The sequence below is a fragment of the Streptomyces sp. NPDC045778 genome, from assembly GCF_056431945.1.
The window spans coordinates 1-17,599 of record NZ_JBWKJZ010000065.1 but is presented as its reverse complement, the minus strand read 5'-3'; the positions used below and the strand labels follow the sequence as shown (position 1 = coordinate 17,599).

At 72.9% G+C, this 17,599-nt stretch carries 13 protein-coding genes and 1 pseudogene; 8 read left to right on the top strand and 6 right to left on the bottom strand.

Going from position 1 to position 17,599, the window contains the following annotated elements; translation table 11 throughout:
• Window positions 1-210 precede the first annotated feature (210 nt).
• Window positions 211-1,554 (top strand): FAD-binding oxidoreductase, encoded by a 1,344-nt coding sequence (locus AC07GB_RS39315; RefSeq protein ID WP_478854309.1) that lies wholly within the window; start codon window positions 211-213, stop codon window positions 1,552-1,554.
• A 10-nt stretch (window positions 1,555-1,564) separates the two neighbouring features.
• On the opposite strand, the gene AC07GB_RS39310 is transcribed toward AC07GB_RS39315, so the two are convergent.
• Complete coding sequence (locus AC07GB_RS39310; protein ID WP_478854307.1) at window positions 1,565-2,149, bottom strand: biotin transporter BioY; 585 nt, start codon at window positions 2,147-2,149, stop codon at window positions 1,565-1,567.
• A gap of 290 nt (window positions 2,150-2,439) precedes the next feature.
• Between AC07GB_RS39310 and AC07GB_RS39305 the strand changes: the two genes are divergently transcribed.
• The 3 genes from AC07GB_RS39305 to AC07GB_RS39295 all read left to right on the top strand — a co-directional run bounded on the left by AC07GB_RS39305 (window position 2,440) and on the right by AC07GB_RS39295 (window position 6,412).
• Window positions 2,440-3,873 (top strand): amino acid permease, encoded by a 1,434-nt coding sequence (locus AC07GB_RS39305; RefSeq protein ID WP_478854305.1) that lies wholly within the window; start codon window positions 2,440-2,442, stop codon window positions 3,871-3,873.
• Window positions 3,874-4,107: 234 nt separating this feature from the next.
• A complete protein-coding gene (locus tag AC07GB_RS39300) occupies window positions 4,108-5,514 on the top strand; it encodes an amino acid permease (protein ID WP_478854303.1) in 1,407 nt (468 codons plus the stop codon).
• Window positions 5,515-5,761: 247 nt separating this feature from the next.
• Window positions 5,762-6,412 (top strand): superoxide dismutase, encoded by a 651-nt coding sequence (locus AC07GB_RS39295; protein ID WP_478854301.1) that lies wholly within the window; start codon window positions 5,762-5,764, stop codon window positions 6,410-6,412.
• Between the two features lie 161 nt (window positions 6,413-6,573).
• On the opposite strand, the gene AC07GB_RS39290 is transcribed toward AC07GB_RS39295, so the two are convergent.
• Window positions 6,574-7,215: a mycothiol-dependent nitroreductase Rv2466c family protein gene (locus AC07GB_RS39290; protein ID WP_478854299.1), complete on the bottom strand. Its 642-nt coding sequence runs from the start codon at window positions 7,213-7,215 to the stop codon at window positions 6,574-6,576.
• Between the two features lie 147 nt (window positions 7,216-7,362).
• Here AC07GB_RS39290 and pepN point away from each other — a divergent pair, with 147 nt between their 5' ends.
• Window positions 7,363-9,951, top strand: coding sequence for an aminopeptidase N (gene pepN, locus AC07GB_RS39285; protein ID WP_478854297.1), 2,589 nt, complete (start codon window positions 7,363-7,365; stop codon window positions 9,949-9,951).
• Window positions 9,952-10,032: 81 nt separating this feature from the next.
• On the opposite strand, the gene AC07GB_RS39280 is transcribed toward pepN, so the two are convergent.
• Window positions 10,033-11,109, bottom strand: a complete 1,077-nt coding sequence (locus AC07GB_RS39280; RefSeq protein WP_478854295.1) for a S1 family peptidase — start codon at window positions 11,107-11,109, stop codon at window positions 10,033-10,035.
• A 450-nt stretch (window positions 11,110-11,559) separates the two neighbouring features.
• Here AC07GB_RS39280 and AC07GB_RS39275 point away from each other — a divergent pair, with 450 nt between their 5' ends.
• Window positions 11,560-12,648, top strand: coding sequence for a hypothetical protein (locus AC07GB_RS39275; protein ID WP_478854293.1), 1,089 nt, complete (start codon window positions 11,560-11,562; stop codon window positions 12,646-12,648).
• An 86-nt stretch (window positions 12,649-12,734) separates the two neighbouring features.
• Here AC07GB_RS39275 and AC07GB_RS39270 read toward each other — a convergent pair whose 3' ends face one another.
• The 3 genes from AC07GB_RS39270 to AC07GB_RS39260 all read right to left on the bottom strand — a co-directional run bounded on the left by AC07GB_RS39270 (window position 12,735) and on the right by AC07GB_RS39260 (window position 16,609).
• Window positions 12,735-13,913: a serine hydrolase domain-containing protein gene (locus tag AC07GB_RS39270; RefSeq protein ID WP_478854291.1), complete on the bottom strand. Its 1,179-nt coding sequence runs from the start codon at window positions 13,911-13,913 to the stop codon at window positions 12,735-12,737.
• Between the two features lie 113 nt (window positions 13,914-14,026).
• On the bottom strand, window positions 14,027-15,781 hold the full coding sequence (locus tag AC07GB_RS39265) for a TIGR03767 family metallophosphoesterase (RefSeq protein ID WP_478854289.1): 1,755 nt from the start codon (window positions 15,779-15,781) through the stop codon (window positions 14,027-14,029).
• Between the two features lie 249 nt (window positions 15,782-16,030).
• Entirely contained in the window at window positions 16,031-16,609 is a 579-nt protein-coding gene (locus AC07GB_RS39260) for a CGNR zinc finger domain-containing protein (protein WP_478854287.1), read from the bottom strand.
• A gap of 151 nt (window positions 16,610-16,760) precedes the next feature.
• On the opposite strand from AC07GB_RS39260, the gene AC07GB_RS39255 reads away from it, so the two are divergent.
• A complete protein-coding gene (locus AC07GB_RS39255) occupies window positions 16,761-17,216 on the top strand; it encodes a VOC family protein (RefSeq protein ID WP_478854285.1) in 456 nt (151 codons plus the stop codon).
• A gap of 14 nt (window positions 17,217-17,230) precedes the next feature.
• Window positions 17,231-17,599 (top strand): annotated as a pseudogene (locus AC07GB_RS39250) (hypothetical protein); the annotation flags it as partial.

Genomic DNA, 17,599 nt, shown 5'->3' with positions numbered 1-17,599 from the left:
CCCCCCCCCCCCCCCCCCCCCCCCCCCCCCCCCCCCCCCCCCCCCCCCCCCCCCCCCCCCCCCCCCCCCCCCCCCCCCCCCCCCCCCGCCGCCGTATGCGGGCGACCCCAGATGGACGTACGGAAAACTTGACGGCACCTGTCAGGTTTCGACGGCAGGGTGATCTCCGTCAGCGCGATCACCGCGCCCCACGCACAACGGAGGCACCCCGTGGAACTCAGCGACCCCACCGCCAAGCGACTCACCTTCCGCCCCGGTCAGGAGGGGTACGAGGACGAGGTCGCGGGCTTCCAGACAGGCTTCGCCCAGCGGCCGGACATCGTCTTCGCCGCGTCGGACGCCGACGACGTCGTGGCCGCCGTGCGGTACGCGGCCGACGCGGGCCTGCCCATCGGTGTCCATGCCACGGGGCACGGCCTGCCGGACGCCGCGCGGGGCGGTGTCCTCATCAGCACCCGCCGGATGGACTCCGTGGAGATCGACGCCGGGGCGCGCACCGTGCGGGTCGGGGCCGGCGTGCGCTGGGCCCAGGTCGTGGCGGCGGCGGCCGAGCACGGCCTCGCCCCCCTGAACGGCTCGGCGCCGAGCGTGGGCGTGGTGTCGTACACGCTCGGCGGCGGCATCGGCATCCTGGCGCGGGAGTTCGGCTACGCGGCCGACCACGTGCGCTCGGTGGACGTCGTGACGGCGGACGGCGAGCTGCGGCACGTGACGGCCGAGAGCGACCCCGAGCTGTTCTGGGGGCTGCGCGGCGGCGGCGCGAACCTGGGCGTGGTGACCGCCCTGGAGATCGGCCTGGTGCCGGTGGCGCGCCTGTACGGCGGAGCGCTCGTCTTCGACGGCCGCGAGGTCGACCCGGCGGTGCTCCTGCGCGGCTACGCCGCCTGGGCCGAGACCGTGCCGCGGCAGCTCACCTCGTCCGTGGCCGCCCTGGTCTACCCGGACCTGCCGCAGCTCCCGCCGCAGCTGCGGGGCCGCTATCTGGTGACGGTGCGCGTCGCCCACACCGGCACGGCCGAGGAGGGCGAGCGGCTCGTGGCGCCGCTGCGCGCGCTCGGCCCCACCGTCTCGGACGACCTGCGCGAGCTGCCGTACGCGGAGAGCCACACGATCCACAAGGACCCGGACTTCCCGCACGCCTACTACGGCGACAACCTGATGCTGACCGAGCTGGACCTGCCGGGGGCCGAGCGGCTGCTCGCGCTCACCGGGCCCGCGGCCGAGCACATGCACGTCGTCCAGCTCAACCACCTGGGCGGCGCGCTCGCCCACCCCGTGGGCCCCGACAACGCGGTGCCGCACCGCGGCGCGGCCTGGGCCGTCAGGCTCCTGTCGCCGCTGGAGGGCACGGACCGCGAGGCGCTGCGGGAGCTGTACGCGCGGGCGTTCGCCCCGCTGGCCCCGCACGCCGTGGGCCGGTCGGTGAACTTCACGCTCGCGGGCGGCGACCGCCCCGACGGCGTGTACGACGCGGACACGCAGAAGAGGCTCGCCAGGCTGAAGGCCACGTACGACCCGGCGAACCTCTTCAGGCGGAACTACAACGTCGGCTGAGCCGCCGTGCTCAGCTCTTGTCGCCCAGCAGCTTCCACGACAGCGGCAGGGCGCCCATGGCGAGGGCGGCCTTGAGGGCGTCGCCGATCAGGAACGGGGTGAGCCCCGCGGCGACCGCCGCGCTCAGGGACATGCCGGTGGAGGCGGCCAGGTACGGCACGCCGACGGCGTAGATGATCGCGGAGCCGAGGACCATGGTCCCCGCCGTGCGCAGCACGTTCCGGTCGGCGCCGCGCCGGGCCAGGGAGCCCACCGCGGCGGCGGCGAGCATCATGCCGAGGACGTAGCCGAGTGAGGGCATCCCGTAGCCCGCCCTGGCCTCGGCGAACCACGGCACGCCCGCCATGCCCACCAGGGCGTAGAGCGCGAGCGACAGGAAGCCGCGGCGTGCGCCGAGCGCCGTGCCGACCAGGAGCGCGGCGAAGGTCTGCCCCGTCACCGGCACCGGCGAGCCGGGCACGGGCACGGAGATCTGGGCGGCGAGGCCGGTGAGCGCGGCACCGCCGAGCACGAGCGTCGCGTCGCGCAGGCGGGAGGCGGGGATCAGGTCGGCCAGGACCTGGCCCGGACGGGTGGTGGCGGCGGCTGTGCTCATCGGGACTCCGCGGTTCTGGGACGTCTGGGGGCGGGTGGTGCGTGGGACGACCTGACCCTAACCCCGGGGCGGGCGCCCGATCAGGGGGCGCGGATGACAAAGGGAGCGGCTCCGGCTTGGTGGGCTCCGCACAAAGGACCGGGCCCACACCCGGTCGGGCGTGATGCTGGTCACTGAGGTCAGGAATGCCGGGGCCGGGTTTTGCGTTCAGGGGCGCGTGCCGGTGAGACTGTGGAGTCTCACCAACTCCCCTTGAGTACCCCGAGCACCCTGAGAGTCAGCTGAGCCCGATGCACGATCACCAGCGGCCCGACTCAGGGGTGCCCCCGACGGCTCCCGCGGACCCCTTCGGCCCCGCCGAGCCCCTCGGCGGCGGCCTCAAGCAGCGCCATCTGACCATGCTGGGCCTCGGCGGCGTCATCGGCGCCGGCCTGTTCGTCGGCTCGGGCGCCGGGATCGCGGTCGCCGGGCCCGGCATCGTCCTGTCGTATCTGATCGCGGGCGCGCTCGCGATGTGCGTGATGCGGATGCTCGGCGAGATGTCGGCGGCGATGCCCGCCTCGGGGGCGTTCTCCGTGCACGCGGAGCGGGCGCTCGGCCGCTGGGCCGGGTTCTCGGTCGGCTGGATGTACTGGTTCCTGCTCGTCGTCGTGCTCGCCGTGGAGGCCACAGGGGCGGCACGGATCGCGCACGAGTGGGCGCCGGGCGTGCCGCAGTGGGCGTGGGTGCTCCTCTTCATGGTGTTCTTCACCGGCGCCAACCTCTCGGCGGTGAAGAACTTCGGCGAGTTCGAGTTCTGGTTCGCGGCCCTGAAGGTCTTCGCGATCGTCGCGTTCCTCGTCCTCGGGCTCCTCGCGATCTTCGGGGTGCTCCCCGACACCGACCCGGTCGGCCTCACCCACCTCACCGGCGATGGCGGCTTCCTGCCGCTCGGCTGGGACGGGGTGATCTCCGGCGTGGTCGTGGTCCTGTTCGCCTTCGGCGGCCTGGAGATCGTCACGATCGCGGCCGCCGAGTCCGACGACCCGGTGCGCTCGGTGGCCCGCGCGGTGCGCAGCGCCGTGTACCGCATCCTCTTCTTCTACGTCGGCTCGATGCTGGTCATCGTGACGGTGCTGCCGTGGACGGCGCAGCAGGCCGGGTTCAGCCCGTATGTGAGGGTGCTCGACTCGATCGGCGTCCCGTCCGCCGGGACCCTGATGAACATCGTGGTGTTCGTGGCTCTCCTGTCGTCCCTGAACGCCAATCTGTACGGGGCCTCGCGCATGGTCTTCTCGCTCGCGGAGCGCGGCGAGGCGCCCCGGGGCCTGCTGAAGGTGTCGCGGGGCGGGGTGCCGCGGCGCGCGGTGCTCGCGTCGGTGGCCTTCGGCTTCGTCTCGGTGCTGCTCAATCTGAAGTGGCCCGACTCCGTCTTCCTCTACATGCTCAACTCCGTCGGCGCGGCCCTGCTCTTCGTGTGGGCGCTCATCGCCGTCTCGCAGCTGCGCCTGCGCCGCCGCATCGAGCGCGAGGCGCCGGAGCGGCTCACCCTGCGGATGTGGTTCTTCCCGTGGCTGACGTGGGCGGCACTCGCGGCGATGGGCGTGGTGATCGCCCTGATGCTGCGCGACGACGGCGCGCGCCCGCAGCTCCTGTGGTCGGCGGGTGCCACGGCGGCGGTGATCGCGGTGGCGCTGCTGCGGGAGTGGGCGACGCGGCGTACACGGCGGATGCGGCGTACGTAACTCCTCTACGAACGGCACATGACACGGATAGGACATCGGGGGCGAAACACCCCCGTGGGATCACGCACGTATGACGAAGTAGTGAAGAAGTCTTCACCATGTGTGAGCGTCGTGTCCGTATACCGGTCAACTGTTCCCTGTGAGCGGTGCCAGTGCTCAGACTGTGCCCCACTTCCCCCTGTGGTTCCCGCGCGGTTCCTTCCTTCCATCTCCCGCTAGCGAACAGGGACGCCCATGTCTCAGACGTCCGTGAACGACGCACCACCCCAGGCCGACGCGCCCCTCGGGCACGGCCTCAAGCAGCGTCATCTGTCGATGATCGCCCTCGGCGGCGTCATCGGCGCCGGGCTCTTCGTGGGCTCCGGGAAGGCCATCGCCGCCGCGGGGCCCTCGATCATCCTGGCCTACTCGCTGTCCGGCGCCCTGGTCATGCTCGTCATGCGCATGCTCGGCGAGATGGCGGCGGCCAACCCCGCGTCCGGCTCCTTCTCCGTGCACGCCGAGCGGGCCCTCGGCCCCTGGGCCGGGTTCACGGCGGGCTGGTCCTTCTGGTTCCTGCTGTGCGTGGCCGTCGGCCTCGAAGGGATCGGCGCCGCGCAGATCGTGCACGGCTGGGTGCCCGGCGTGCCCGAGTGGGCCTGGGTCGCCCTGTTCATGCTGGTGTTCTGCGCCACGAACCTCGCGGCCGTGAAGAACTTCGGCGAGTTCGAGTTCTGGTTCGCCGCGCTGAAGATCACCGCGATCGTCCTCTTCCTCGGCATCTGCGTGCTCGCGATCCTCGGCTGGCTCCCCGACACCGACGCGCCCGGCACCTCCAACCTCACCGGCCACGGCGGCTTCATGCCCAACGGCGTGGACGGCCTCATCGTGGGCCTGCTCGCCTCCGTCTTCGCCTACGGCGGCCTGGAGACGGTCACCATCGCCGCGGCCGAGTCCGAGCACCCCGTCCAGGGCGTCGCCAAGGCCGTGCGCACCGCCATGTGGCGGATCGCCATCTTCTACATCGGCTCCATGGCCGTCGTCGTGACGCTGCTCCCCTGGACCTCCGAGGAGGTCGCCGCCAAGGGCCCGTACGTCGCCACGCTCGACCACCTCGGCATCGACGGCGCGGGCCAGATCATGAACGTGGTCATCCTCGTCGCCCTGCTCTCCGCGATGAACGCCAACATCTACGGCGCCTCCCGCATGGCCAACTCGCTCGTGCAGCGCGGCCAGGGCCCCAAGGCGCTCGGACAGCTCTTCAACGGCGTGCCGCGGATCGCGGTCCTCACCTCCTCGGTCTTCGGCTTCCTGTGCGTGCTGCTCAGCTACTGGCGGCCCGACGACATCTTCCAGTGGCTGCTCAACACCATCGGCGCGATCATCCTCGTCGTGTGGTTCTTCATCGCCGCCGCCCAGCTGCGCCTCCGCAAGAAGCTGGAGCGCGAGGCCCCGGAGACCCTCGTCGTGAAGATGTGGCTCTTCCCCTGGCTGACGTACGTGGCGCTCGCCGGGATGGCCACGGTGTTCGTCCTGATGGCGCGCGAGGAGGAGACCCGTACGCAGCTGTACTACACGGGCGGCCTCACGCTGCTCCTGATGGCCGTCGGATTCGTACGGCAGAAGATGCTGGAGGGCCGCGGGACGGCGCCGCGCGCCTGACCCCGCACGCCCCTGACGGCCGGAGGCCCGGTCCACTCGACGTGGACCGGGCCTCCGGCCGTTCCCGTTCCCGCTTCCGCCCCGTTCGCCTGCGCTCTGGGGCTCGCGACCTAGGGCCAAGGGCTGATCAACTTCAGGCTCCACCTGCTGCTAGCCTGCACTTGCACATAGGTCGCAATAAGAGGTGCCCCGCGGCGCCGGGCGATACGGCACGGTCCCCCGCGGAGCACGGTCGGAGGGCTCGCTCATGGCCATTTACACACTCCCTGAACTTCCGTACGACTACGCGGCGCTGGAGCCGGTGATCAACCCGCAGATCATCGAGCTGCACCACGACAAGCACCACGCCGCGTACGTGAAGGGGGCGAACGACACCCTGGAGCAGCTGGCGGAGGCGCGCGACAAGGAGACGTGGGGCGCCATCAACGGCCTGGAGAAGAACCTGGCCTTCCACCTCTCCGGGCACATCCTGCACAGCATCTACTGGCACAACATGAACAGCCCCAAGGACGGCGGCGGTGGCGAGCCCACGCACGCCGACGGCGTGGGTGAGCTTGCGGACGCCATCACCGAGTCCTTCGGCTCCTTCGCCAAGTTCAAGGCGCAGCTGACGAAGGCCTCGGCGACGACGCAGGGTTCGGGCTGGGGCGTGCTCGCCTACGAGCCGCTCAGCAACCGCCTGATCGTCGAGCAGATCTACGACCACCAGGGCAACGTCGGCCAGGGCTCCACGCCGATCCTGGTCTTCGACGCCTGGGAGCACGCCTTCTACCTGCAGTACAAGAACCAGAAGGTGGACTTCATCGAGGCCATGTGGCAGGTCGTCAACTGGCAGGACGTGGCCAAGCGCTACGAGGCCGCCAAGCAGCGCGTGAACAGCCTGCTCCTGGCCCCCTGAGTCACCCCGCGGGCCCCGCGCCCGCGTAGAACGTCCTGCCTCGTGATCGTCTTCTCAACCTTCGCGTCGGCAGGCGGATGGACGAAAGGCCCCCACGAGGACGTGACTCGTGGGGGCCTTTCGCCTTGCGCGCCTCAGCGCCGCTCTCGCGGGCTCGGTCCTCAGTCGAAAATGGGGTCCTGGGTGCGCGTGCGCTTGATCTCGTAGAAGCCCGGGGTCGAGGCCACGAGCAGGGTGCCGTCCCACAGGCGGGCCGCGGCCTCGCCCTTGGGGGCGGGCGTGACGACCGGGCCGAAGAAGGCGATCTGCTCGCCGTCGGGGCCGGGCACGGCGATGACGGGCGTGCCGACCTCCTGGCCGACCTTCTCGATGCCCTCGTTGTGGGAGGCGCGCAGCTCGGCGTCGTAGGGCGTGGTGTCCCAGTGGTCGAGGAGGGATTCGGGCAGGCCGACCTCCTTCAGGGCACCGGCGACGGCCTCCTTGGTGGGGCCCTGGCCCTGGTTGTGGATGCGGGTGCCGAGCGCGGTGTAGAGGTCGCCGAGCACCTCTCTGCCGTGCTCCTGCTGGGCGGCGATGACCACGTGCACCGGGCCCCAGGCCTTGGTCGCCAGCATCTCGCGGTAGTCCTCGGGCAGCTCGTCGAGCTTGTCCTCGTTGAGCACGGCGAGGCTCATCACGTGCCAGGTGACCTCGATGTCGCGGACCTTCTCGACCTCCAGGATCCACCGCGAGGTCATCCAGGCCCAGGGGCACAGCGGGTCGAACCAGAAGTCGACGGGGGTCTTCTCGACGATCTCGGACATGTCTCTCCCTAGGGAATGCGTTCGAAGCCTGGCCAGGGCAACGTCGGGGGCGCGGCAGGGCATTCCCGGATGTCCGCCGACCGGGCCACGTGCGAGGATCAGAGGCATTCGAACGAGAGTCATGCGAGCCACGAGGGAGTGCCGCCCGTGCCCGGTGAGAATCTGTCCCGCGACGAGGCCCAGGAGCGGGCCGCGCTGTTGTCCGTCGACGGGTACGAGGTCTTCCTCGACCTGCGCTCGGCGGTCGGCGACAGCCAGGAAGGCGACACCGCGCCCCGCACCTTCCGCTCCGTCACGACGATCCGGTTCCGCTGTGCCGAGCCAGGGGCGGCGAGCTTCGCGGACCTGATCGCCCCGAGCGTCACCGCCGTCTCGCTGAACGGCAAGGACCTCGACCCCTCCGAGGTCTTCGACGGCAGCCGCATCGCGCTGGAGGATCTGCGCGAGGAGAACGAGCTGGTGGTCGACGCCCGGTGCGCCTACAGCCGCACCGGCGAGGGCATGCACCGCTTCGTCGACCCGGAGGACGGCGAGGTCTACCTCTACACGCAGTACGAGCCCGCGGACTCCCGCCGCGTCTTCGCCAACTTCGAGCAGCCCGACCTGAAGGCCCCCTTCCGTTTCTCCGCGCAGGCCCCGGAGGGCTGGACGGTGTGGAGCAACGGCGCAGGGGAGCAGGTGGACGGCGTCTGGCGATTCGCCGAGACCAAGCCCATCTCGACGTACATCACAGCGATCGTCGCCGGCCCGTACCACTACGTGACCGATTCCTACGAGCGCGTCTTCGAGGACGGCACCCGTCTGGAGATCCCCCTCGGCGCGATGTGCCGCAAGGGCCTGGCCAAGCACTTCGACGCCGACGACGTCTTCCTGGTCACCAAGCAGGGCCTGGACTTCTTCCACGACCACTTCGACTTCCCCTACCCCTTCGGGAAGTACGACCAGGCCTTCGTCCCGGAGTACAACCTGGGCGCGATGGAGAACCCGGGCTGTGTGACGTTCCGCGAGGAGTTCATCTTCCGCGGCAAGGTGACCCAGGCGTCGTACGAGCGCCGGGCCAACGTGATCCTGCACGAGATGGCGCACATGTGGTTCGGCGACCTGGTCACCATGCGCTGGTGGGACGACCTGTGGCTGAAGGAGTCCTTCGCCGATTTCATGGGCTCCTTCTCGATGGTCGAGGCGACCCGGTTCACGAACGGCTGGATCACCTTCGCCAACAACCGCAAGGCGTGGGCGTACCGCGCCGACCAGCTCCCCTCCACGCACCCGGTCACGGCAGACATCCGCGACCTGGAGGACGCCAAGCTGAACTTCGACGGGATCACGTACGCCAAGGGCGCCTCCGTCCTCAAGCAGCTCGTGGCGTACGCCGGCCGCGACGCCTTCCTGGAGGGCGCCCGGCGCTACTTCAAGCGGCACGCGTACGGCAACACCCGCCTGGGCGACCTGCTCTCGGTCCTGGAGGAGACCAGCGGGCGCGACATGACGGCCTGGTCGCGGGCCTGGCTGGAGACGGCGGGCGTCAACTCCCTCACCCCGCAGGTCACCCTGAGCGCGGAGGGCCGCGTCACGGAGCTGGCCGTCGTCCAGGAGGCGGCCGAGAGCCACCCGAGCTTGCGCCCGCACCGCGTGGCCGTGGGCCTGTACCGCCGCTCGGACGCGGGCGACCTCGTGCGGTACGCCCGCGCGGAGGTGGACGTCGAGGGCCCGCGCACCACGGTCGCGGACCTCGCCGGCGCCGAGGCACCCGAGCTGGTCCTGGTCAACGACGACGACCTGACGTACTGCAAGATCCGCTTCGACGAGACCTCCCTCGCCACCCTGCGCGCGCACCTCGGCGACCTCACCGACCCCCTCGCCCGCGCCCTGTGCTGGTCGGCGCTGTGGAACCTCACGCGGGACGCGCTCATGCCCGCGCGGGACTTCGTCGACCTCGTGCTGCGGTTCGCCGGGCGCGAGACCGACATCGGCGTGCTCCAGATGCTGCACTCCTGGGCGGGCACGGCCCACACGCACTACGCCGCGCCCGGCTGGCGCGAGGAGGGCGGGCGGCTGCTGGCCGAGGGTGCGCTCCGGGAGCTGCGGATCGCCGCGCCGGGCAGTCAGCACCAGCTGACGTGGGCGCGGTTCTTCGCCTCCGTGGCCTCGTCGGAGGCCGACCTCCAGCTCCTCCAGGGCCTCCTCGAAGGCACCGCGAAGATCGACGGCCTGGACGTGGACCAGGAGCTGCGCTGGGCCTTCCAGCTGCCGCTCGCGGTCCACGGCGTGGCGGACGAGCGGGCGCTCACGGCCGAGCTGTCCCGCGACGACACGGCGTCCGGCAAGCGCCACCAGGTCCGCTGCCTGGCCGCGCGGCCGTCCGCGGCGGTGAAGGCGCAGGCCTGGGCCGCGGTGGTGGAGTCGGACGCGCTGTCCAACGCCCTGGTGGAGGCGACGATCGCGGGCTTCGCGCAGCCCTCGCAGCGGGAGCTGGTCGCGGAGTACGCCCCGAAGTACTTCGCCGCCGTCGAGCGGGTCTGGGCGGAGCGGTCCATCCAGATCGGCATGGACGTGGTGCGGGGCCTCTTCCCGCACCTCCAGGACAGCCCCGGGACGGTGGCCGCGGCCGACGCGTGGCTCTCCGCCCACGAGTCGGCCCCGCCGGCGCTGCGCCGCCTCGTCCTGGAGTCCCGGGACGACCTGGCCCGCGCCCTGCGTGCCCAGGCGTGCGACACCGGCTCCGTCGAGGGGTGAAGGGGCCCGCCCGGGGCCGGGGCCGCAGCCGTGTGCGGTCCCGGTCCCGGGGGGCCTGGTGACCGGGTGGGTGACCGGGCGTCAGCCGATCTGCGCGCCGTAGCGCGAGAGGGCGTCCACGACCGGGGCGAAGTAGGTCTGGCCGCCGCTGGAGCAGTTGCCGCTGCCGCCGGAGGTGAGCCCGAGCGCGCTGTTGCCGGCGAACATGGAGCCGCCGCTGTCGCCGGGCTCGGCGCAGACGTTGGTCTGGATCAGACCGTTGACCGTGCCCTGGGGGTAGCTGACGGACACGTTGAGCCGCCGCACGGTGCCCCCGTGCAGCCGCGTGGTGGAGCCGCTGCGCTGCACCTGCTCGCCGACCACGGCCTGGCGGGCCCCGGTGATCTGCTGGGAGCCGCCGTTGTAGAGGTTGACCTCGCTCGGGTGGGCGACGTCCGCGGTGTACTTCACGATGGCGTCGTCGCGCCCGGGGAAGCCGTAGTCCTCGACCTGGGCGATCACGGGGCCGCCCCGGGTCTCGGACCAGCTGGTGCCGGCGAGGGAGGCGCAGTGGCCCGCGGTGAGGAAGTAGGGCCGGCCGTCCTTGACGACGTTGAAGCCCAGCGAGCAGCGGCCGCTGGAGCTCCAGATGGCGTCGCCGCCGCGGATGAGGGGCTGGAGCTTTCCGGCGGTGCGCTCGAGGACGGCCTTGCCGTCCTGGGCCGCCACCCGCTGCTTCAGGCGGTCGAGGGCGGCGCCCTTGACCGTGGAGTCAGCGGTGACGACCACCTTGTTGAGGACCGGGTCCGTGCCGCGTGACGTGCCGGGGGTCGGGCGTTCGCCCAGGGAGCGCTGGACCGCGTCCAGTTGGGCCTGGGAGTGGGTGACCGTCCTCGGCTCGGCTCCGGCGGCGCGGACCCGGTCGGCCGTGGCCTCGTCGAGGACGTTGACGACGAGCTTCTTGGCGGCGGCGTCGTAGTAGGCGCCCGCGGTGTCGTCGGCGAAGCGGTCGGTCAGGGAGTCGGCGAGCCGGCCCGCGGCGGCGGCGCCGAGGGCCTTCGGAGTGGGGTCCGGGGCCGCGGAGCTGGTGGTCGCCGCGGTGAGGGTGCCCGCGACCAGGGCGGCGACGCCGATGCCGGTGAGGACGAGGCGTCGTGTGGTTGCTCGTGGGGGTGTCACTCAGTACCTCCATGGGGGGATGGAGCCGCCCAAGTCGGGTGCGGCTCCGGGGAGTTACCGGTTCCCGGCATGGACAGACGACGGGGTTACGTCGCGTTCATGCCAAGCATCGCGCCGAGTATGACGAGGGGGCCGCCCGCCCACAAGGGGGTGGCGCAAGAAAGCGGACGCACTCCGTCCCCGCCGTGCGCCCCCGCCGGGAGAGCCTCGCCCGAGCCCTCACCGGCCCCCCGCCCGGACCCCTCGCCGAGCCCTGCCCGCCCCTCTCACCGAGCCCCGCCCGGGCCCCCGCCCGAGCCCCGCCCGGCCCTCTCGCCGATGCCCGCCCGCCCCGCGAACCGGGCCTTTTCGGTCCTCGAACTCCCGTACTTTAGGACGGGGTTGTCCGGTTTTGTCGACGGGACTGTAACAGCGGTTAGGGGGCGGACCGGCACCGGGAATGGCCCCGGCATGAACCACAACACCCCGCTCTCCCCCCGCCCTCTGCGCCACCTCGCCGACGTCCAGCGCCGCGTCATGAGCGCGGCCCAGCTGCGCGCGCACGGCGTCGGCGCCGCCGACGTCACCGCGCACTGCCGCCCCGGCGGCCCCTGGCAGCAGCTCCTGCCCGGCGTCTATCTGCTCCACCCGGGCCCGCCGACCAGCGAGGAGCGGCTGCACGGCGTGCTGCTCTACGCCGGGCGGCCCCCGGCCAAGGAGACCCGGGCCATCCCCGCGCAGCCCCGGCCCGGCGAGCCGCACACCGGCCCGGCCCCCTACGCCGACGCGATGGTCACCGGGCTCGCCGCCCTCACCCTGCACCGCTTCGCCTCCGCGCCGCCGCTGCTGTCCCTTGACCGGATCGACGTCCTGGTCCCGCGCACGCGGCGGCTCCGCTCGACCGGCTGCGCCCGCCTCGTCCGCGCGTACACCCTGCCCACACCGCTCCAGCTCACCGGCGTGCCGGTGGCGCCGGTGCCGCGCGCCCTTGCCGACGCCGTCGCCCAGCTCGCCGACGCGGGCGCGGTGCGGCGGCTTCTCACCGAGGCCGTGCGCGGCGGGCACTGCGAACCCGGCGCCCTGGTGAAGGAGTTGAACCGGGCCCGCCTGCTCGGCCGCCCGCACGTGGTGGACGCCGTGGACTCGCTGCTCGCCGAGGGGCGCGCGATCGCCGAGGACCGGCTGCACGCCCTGGTCCGCGACCACGGGCTCCCCGACCCGCTGTGGAACGTCGACCTGCGCCTTCCGGGCGGTCCTCACCTGGGCGGCGTCGACGCGTACTGGCCCGAGCACGCCGTGGCCCTGGAGCTGGACACGCGCGCCCCGCGACACGGTGCGCGCCCCGGCCGCACGGAGCGCCACAAGGAGGAGGCCGACGAGCAGTGGTCCGAGTACGCCCGCAAGCGCGAGCACTTGGAGCGGCTCGGCGTCACCGTCGTCCACGTCACGCCGAGGAAGCTGCGGGACGCGGCCGACCAGCAGGCGGCGATCGTCCGGACGGCCCTGATGGCCGCGTCCGACCGGGACCCGGCGGCGTACCTCGTGGTCCTGCCCCGCTGACGCGGGCGCGCGCCCCCAAGGGGAGAGGCGGGGGCGCAGCTCCGGACGGCGGAGCTGCGCCCCCGCGTCGTCGCGTACGGCCGGCCTCAGGCGCCGCAGAACTCCGCGTTCAGGATCGGGCCCTGGCCGCCGCCCGCCCAGTCGCCGTTGAAGTTGAACGTCAGCGCGTGGCCGCCGTCGGCCGTGGTCATGGCGAGGGACAGGGAGCCGTGGATGCCGCCGCCATGGCCCCAGACGACCGTGCCGCAGGGCAGTTCGAGCCGCAGCAGGCCGAGGCCGTAGCGGCCGCCCGCGCCCTCCTCCCCCTTGGCGGGGACCGTCTTCTTCATCGCGGCGAGCTGCTCGGCCGGCAGCAGGTCGCCGCGCAGCAGGGCGGCGTAGAAGCGGTTCAGGTCGGCCGCGTCGGAGATCAGCTCGCCCGCGGCGCCCGCCATGGACGGGTTCAGCTCGGTCACGTCGTACGTCCTGCCTCCGGCGGCGGGCCCGGTGGCGTCGGAGAGCTTGGAGTACGCGCGCGAGCTGGGGTGGGGCAGGGTGGGCGTGGTGCCGGGCACGGAGGTGGCGCGCAGGCGCAGGGGGGCGATGATCCGGTCGTGGATCTCGTCCCCGTACGGGCGGCCGGTGACCTTGTCGATGATCATTCCGGCGACGACGTAGTTGGTGTTGGAGTAGTTCCAGTCCCGGCCGGGTGCGGAGTCCGGTGCGTGGCGCATGGCGATCGCGACCAGCTCCGCCGGTTCCCAGGTGCGGTGGCGGTGGGCGAAGAACTCCGGGGTGGCGAGCCGGCGGTCGAAGTCGGGGTCCTCGCTGTAGTCGTAAACGCCGCTGGTGTGGTTGAGCAGCTGGCGGACGGTGATCTCGTCGCCGTCGTGGCCGTGGCCCTCGACCACGCCGGGGAGCCACGCGCCCACGGTGTCGTCGAGATCGATCCTGCCCTCCGCCTCCAGCTGGAGCAGCACGGTCGCCACGAACGTCTTGGTGACGCTGCCCGCGCGGAAGCGGTCGTGCTCGCCGCGCGGGGTGCCCGTCCGCAGGTCGCCGGCGCCCGCGGCGACGCTCCAGGGGCCGTGCCGGTCCCGCGCGTGGGCGCTCACTCCGGGAACGCCGCCGCGCACGGCGGCCTCGACGGCGGCCCGCGTCCTGTCGTGGTCCGCGCGGGGCGTGGCGGCCGCGGGGGCGGTCAGGGCGCCCGCCACCGCCGCGGCCGCGAGCGCCGCTCCGACGAGCGCCGTCCGTACCGACGTGATCCGTCTGGGCACTGCCATGGGTCGCTGTCCCTTCCTCCGTGTGCCTGCCAGGACCGGTGCGCGGGTGCGCTCCTGATCCTCTTCGCAGGGCAGAACTCCCCCTCGGCGGGGAAGTCACGGCCGGGCGGGGCTCAGCGCTTGCGCAGGACGAGTTCCGTGTTGCGGTCACCCGGCTCGCCGGCGAGCGCGGGCTTGGCGCCCGGGGCGTTGAAGGCCAGCTCGCGGTAGAGCGCCGCGAGTCCGGTCTGGGAGAGGTCGGCGAAGTCCGTGCGGTGCGGGGCCGCGGACTCGATCAGGGTGGTGAAGAGGGACAGGGTGCCGTCGTGGTTGTCGACCAGCTCGATCACGCGCGCGAGCTGCGGGAAGTCCACGTGCGACGCGGTGGACACCTCCCAGAACGAGCCGTGCGGGGTGATGGCGTTCTTGTGGCTGTGGCCGTTCACCCAGGCCAGGACGGAGCGGTGGCGGCGCAGCAGCGCGAGCACCTCGTCGCCGCCGTGCCGGGCCTCGCGCGGGTAGTTCGGGTCGGTCACCAGATTGCGCATGGAGCGGCTGGTGTGGTGGCTGAAGACGATGACGTACGACGCGTCGCCGCTTCTCTCCACGGCCTTCAGGGTCCGCTCCAGCCAGCGCAGTTGGGCGGTGCCGAGCGAGCCCTCGTAGTGACCGCCCGGGTCGGTGGTGTCCAGGCTGATGCCGAGGACGTCGTCGGTGATGCGGAAGGCGTAGTACTGCGTGCGGTTCGCCAGGTTCTCCTGGGTGTAGCCGTGGCCGACGGGGCCGCGGCCCGCGTGCGCCGGGTCGAGGTGGGCCTGGACGTACTCGGCGGGCGTGAAGGGGGCGCGGGCCTCGTCCGGGGTCACGGACCGCATGCGGCGCCTCTCGGCCCGCAGCACCTCCTTGAAGTGGCTGCCCTTGGGGTCCCGGCCCTTCTTGACGGCCTTCCACAGGGCGGCGCCACGCGCCTCGTCCAGGGACATCAGCTTGCGGCCGCCGACGGCGAGGTCGGCGAAGTAGGAGTCGCCGGGTGCGTAGCAGCCGCCGGGCAGGGCGTCGTGGTTGCCGACGGTGGAGTACCAGGGCAGGTTCAGGCCGGGGCTGTTGACCTGCCGGATCGCGGCGTCGAGGAAGCCGTGCAGGCGCGGGAAGCCGACGCGCTTGTCGGCGTCGCGCAGCGCGGCGTCGGGGTGCCAGTACAGCTTCAGACCGCTGTTCTGCACGCCTTCGTAATGGCGCGGGTCGCCGGAGTTGGGGGTGACGCGGCCGCCGCTCATCACCTTGAGGAACCAGTCGAGTTCGGTGCGGGAGTTGTTGTCCGTGTTGTCGCCGGTCGTCATGACGAAGTGCAGGGGCGCGCCGGTGGCGGGCGCGCCGCGCAGCGCGTTGACCCGCTCGACGAGCGAGACCGCGCCCGCCACGGACAGGGCCTCCTGCGGCCGCCAGGCGCTCGCCGTCTGGGCGCGCAGGTACTCGTACCGCAGCGGATGCTGTACGTCGACCAGGTGCAGGTCCGTGAACTGTACGAAGGCGGCGAGCGCGGTGCGGCGCTCCTCCCGGCCCCGGCGGGCGGGGGCCAGGTCCGCGCGCACCACGCGCGGCCACGCCGGGCCGTCGCCGAGGCGGCGGAAGCCGGACGTGCCGCGCGGCGCGGCGACCGTGCCGAGCGTGGTGCCCGCGCGGTAGGGGGCGAGCGGGGCGGCGGGGGCGCGGCGGGACAGGGCGACCGGGCCGCGCTCGGCGACGGCGGCCTCCCCGTGGCCCGCGCCCGGGCCGAGGGCGTACCCGACGCCCGCGGACAGGGAGACCGCGCCCGTCGCGGCGAGGAACGCGCGGCGGTTGACGGCGGTGGTCGTGACGGCGGTGGCGACAGAGCGTATGCGCGACATGGCGCGTCTCCCCGAGTGCGAACGCGTCGGCAGTGGTCGCGGGGAGGTCCGGGCCGTGTCCGTCCGGTGCGCTCCCCGCTCGTACTGGATCGTTGGCAGCGGGGGTGGCCTGCGCGTTAACGACGCCACAACGGGTGACGCCGATCACCGTAAGTGGATCTGGGAGGCACCCTGCGTGTGCACACGCATCTCTCCGGGCGGAGGCGCGGCGGTCACGCGCCGTTCATGTCCCGGGGTAGGGGCGCGGGGTCAGGGGCGCGTGCGGGCGTAGTGGCGTGAGGCCTTGGCGCGGTTGCCGCAGACGGCCATGCTGCACCAGCGCCGCGTCCCGTTGCGCGAGGTGTCGTAGAAGTGCAGGACGCACGCCTCGTGGGCGCAGCCGCGGATCCGGTCGGGCGCGGCGGACAGCAGCTCCAGGTAGTCGCGCGCGGCGAGCCAGGCGGGTCCCCAGGCCGGATCGGCGAACTCCGGTTCCTCGGCGGGCCCTTCGGGGGTGAGCCGGGCCCTGATCCGGCCGTGCGCGAGCACGGCGTCGAGGCGGGCGACCGCCGCCGGGTCGCCGCCCGGTTTGTCCGGGAGGTCGACGAGTCCGGCGAGGGCCTCGCGGGCGGCGAGCACGTTCCGGAGCACGGGCTCGTCGGCGGTGAAGCGCTCGTCGAGGCCGTTCGCGGCGAGCCAGACGGCGAGTCCCTCGGGGTCGGTGAGCAGGTCCTGGCGGGTGCCGTCGTGCATCCAGCGGGTGTTGAGCAGGTCGAGGGAGAGGGGCTCGCCGGTGAGCGGGCGGGGGTCGTGGGCCGGGTCGTGGCCCGGGTCGTGGGCTGCGGGCATGGGCTCTCCCTTCAGAGCTAACCGGTCAAGGGTACGTGAGCGGTTGACGCTCACGATCACTAACCACTAATCTAACTTTCAACGGTTAGCCGATCCGGCGCGGGGGACCGACGAATCCCCCCTGCCCCGGCAGCACCCACAGGGGAGAGTCATGACCACGATCACCGCACCGCCCACCGGTCACATCGGCCTGAACGTCACCGACCTGGACCGTTCGCTCGCCTTCTACCGGGACGTCATCGGCTTCGAGGTGGCCGGAGAGGGCACCGAGGAGGGACGCCGCTACGCCTTCCTCGGCCGCGAGGGCACCCTCACGCTCACCCTGTGGCAGCAGGCCGGCGGCGCGTACGACGCCGGGCGCGCGGGCCTGCACCACCTCTCGTTCGAGGTGGAGTCCGTGGACGCCGTCCGCGCCTACGAGCGTGATCTGCGGGCGTACGGCGTGGAGTTCGCCTACGACGGTGTCGTACCGCACGGTGAGGGCGCGGCCTCCGGCGGGATCTTCTTCCACGACCCGGACGGCACCCGCCTGGAGATCTACACCCGGTCCGGCGCCGACGCCGGCGCGGCCCCCTCGGGCTCGGCGCCGACCTGCGGCTTCTTCTAGGGAGGGGCGCCGCCGTGACCGAGTACGACCCCTACCACCGAGGCTCGCGCGCCGTGCAGGACCGCGTGGGCGTGCGCGCGCTCGCCGACCACGTCGGGCGGTCCATCGGCCCGGGCATCCGCCCGGTCGCCGCCGCGTTCCTCCAGCTCCAGCCGATGCTGGTCGTGGGCGCGCGGGACCCGGACAGCGGGCGGGTGTGGGCGTCGCCCCTCACCGGTGACCCCGGTTTCGTACGGGCCACGGGGGCGCACCAGGTGTCCGTGGCGGGCCGGGCCGGGGGGGGGGGGGGGCCCCCCCCCCCCCCCCCCCCCCCCCCCCCCCCCCCCCGTCCCCCCCCCCCCCCCCCCCCCCCCCCCCCCCCCCCCCCCCCCCCCCCCCCCCCC